The 1,838-nt window shown below is 68.6% G+C and carries 1 protein-coding gene; it reads right to left on the reverse strand.

Going from position 1 to position 1,838, the window contains the following annotated elements:
- On the reverse strand, nucleotides 1-1,770 hold the full coding sequence (locus R5H32_RS20830) for an ABC transporter ATP-binding protein (RefSeq protein ID WP_318340552.1): 1,770 nt from the start codon (nucleotides 1,768-1,770) through the stop codon (nucleotides 1-3).
- Between the last annotated feature and the right edge of the window lie 68 nt (nucleotides 1,771-1,838).

Below are 1,838 nucleotides of genomic sequence, written 5' to 3' on the forward strand. Positions count from 1 at the left end.
TCAGCGGGCTTCCGCGTGTCCGAACTGGTGGTCGTAGAGGGTTCGGAAGAGGCCGTTTTTCTGGAGCAGGCTCTCCGGGGCGCCCTCCTCGTCGACCTGGCCGTCCTTGATCACGACGATGCGGTCGGCGCTCATCACCGTCGAGAGCCGGTGCGCGATGACGATCGTGGTGCGGCCCTCGGCCAGCCGGCCGAGCGCCTGCTGCACCAGGAACTCCGATTCGGAATCGAGCGCGCTCGTGGCCTCGTCCATCAGGAGGATCGGCGCGTCGCGCAGGAGCGCCCGGGCGATCGCGATGCGCTGGCGCTGGCCGCCCGAGAGATTGGCGCCGTTCTCGCCGACATTGGACTGGTAGCCCTCCGGCAGGCCGAGGATGAAGTCATGCGCATTGGCCGCCTTCGCCGCCGCGATCACCTCGTCGTCCGTGGCCTCGCGCCGGCCGAGCCGGATGTTGTGCATCACCGAGCCCGAGAACAGGAAGGTCTCCTGACCGACGAAGGCGATCCGGTCGCGCAGCGAGGTGAAGCTGGCCTCGCGCAGGTCGAAGCCGTCGATCTCGACCCGGCCCGAGGTCGGGTCGTAGAGCCGCATGATCAGGTTGATGATCGTCGACTTGCCGCCGCCCGAGGGGCCGACCAGCGCCGTCGTCCGGCCGGCCTCGAAGCTGAGGTCGATCCCGCGCAGGATAGGCCGCCCGTCGCCGTAGCCGAAGCCCACCTCGCAGAGCCGCACCGCGCCCGGCCCCGCCGGCAAGGGCCGCGCCTCGGGCGCCTCGGTCACCGAGATCGGCGTGTCGAGGATGTGGTACATCATCCCGACCCCGACCATGCCGCTCTCGAGGCTGACCCGCATCCGCGCCAGCCGCTTGGCCGGCTCGTAGGCCATCAGGAGCGCGGTGACGAAGGACATCAGCTCGCCCGGCGTGGTCGCGGTGTCGCCAAAGAGGCTGACCGCGCTCAAGGCCACCACCGCGGCGATCGCGAAGCCCGAGAGCGTCTCCATCAGCGGGCTCGTCGCCGCCTCGAGCCGCGCCAGCGCATTGGCGCGGCTCTCGACCGAGGCCACCGCGCTGCGCATCCGCTCGGCCATGCTGTCCTCGAGCGCGAAGGCCTTGACGACGCGGATCCCCGCCGAGGTCTCCTGGATCACCTTGATGATCTCGGCCAGCGAGGCCATCTCGGCCTCCATGATCTGGCGCACCCGGCCGAGGATCTTGCGGATCCCGTACATCGCCGCCGGGCCGAATATCAGCGAAAAGAGCGACAGCGTCGGCTGCTGGTAGATCATCACCGCGACGAGCCCGATCAGCGTCAGGAGGTCGCGCACGAAGGACATCACGATCGTGTCGATGACCCGCCGCGCCGATTCCGCCGAGAGCGTCACCCGCATCAGCAGGTCCGAGGAGGCGCGCTCGTTGAAGAAGGCGACGCCGTGCTGGAGGATGCGGTCGTAGAGCTTGCGCTGCTGGGCCGCGACGATGCTGTTGCCGGCGCGGCTGAGCGAGACCACCTGGACATAGGTCGCAATCCCCTTGACCGCGAAGATCAGCGCCACCGAGGCGGCGACCGCGAAGACCTGGGCGCGGTTGCCCGAGGCCATCATCGAATCGATGATGTCGCGCATGATCCAGGCCGTCAGCGCCGTCGTCACCGCGATCACCGCCATCGCCGCCATGGCGGTGCCGTAGTTGAACACCTGCAGCCGCACGTTCTCGCGCAGGAGCCGCCACAGCATCCTGTCGGACAACCTTGAAAGCAGTTTGCGGATCATGCGGAAACTCTTCTGCGGCACGCGACCCGGCCTAGCTAGGCGTGAACCGCACGCCTGTAAAGGCCGGC

Source organism: Defluviimonas sp. D31, assembly GCF_033436765.1.
Lineage (GTDB): Bacteria > Pseudomonadota > Alphaproteobacteria > Rhodobacterales > Rhodobacteraceae > Albidovulum.

Excerpts from the sequence above, each read along its gene's own strand:
- R5H32_RS20830 (WP_318340552.1), bottom strand. The coding sequence starts at position 1,770 with ATGATCCGCAAACTGCTTTCAAGGTTGTCCGACAGGATGCTGTGGCGG.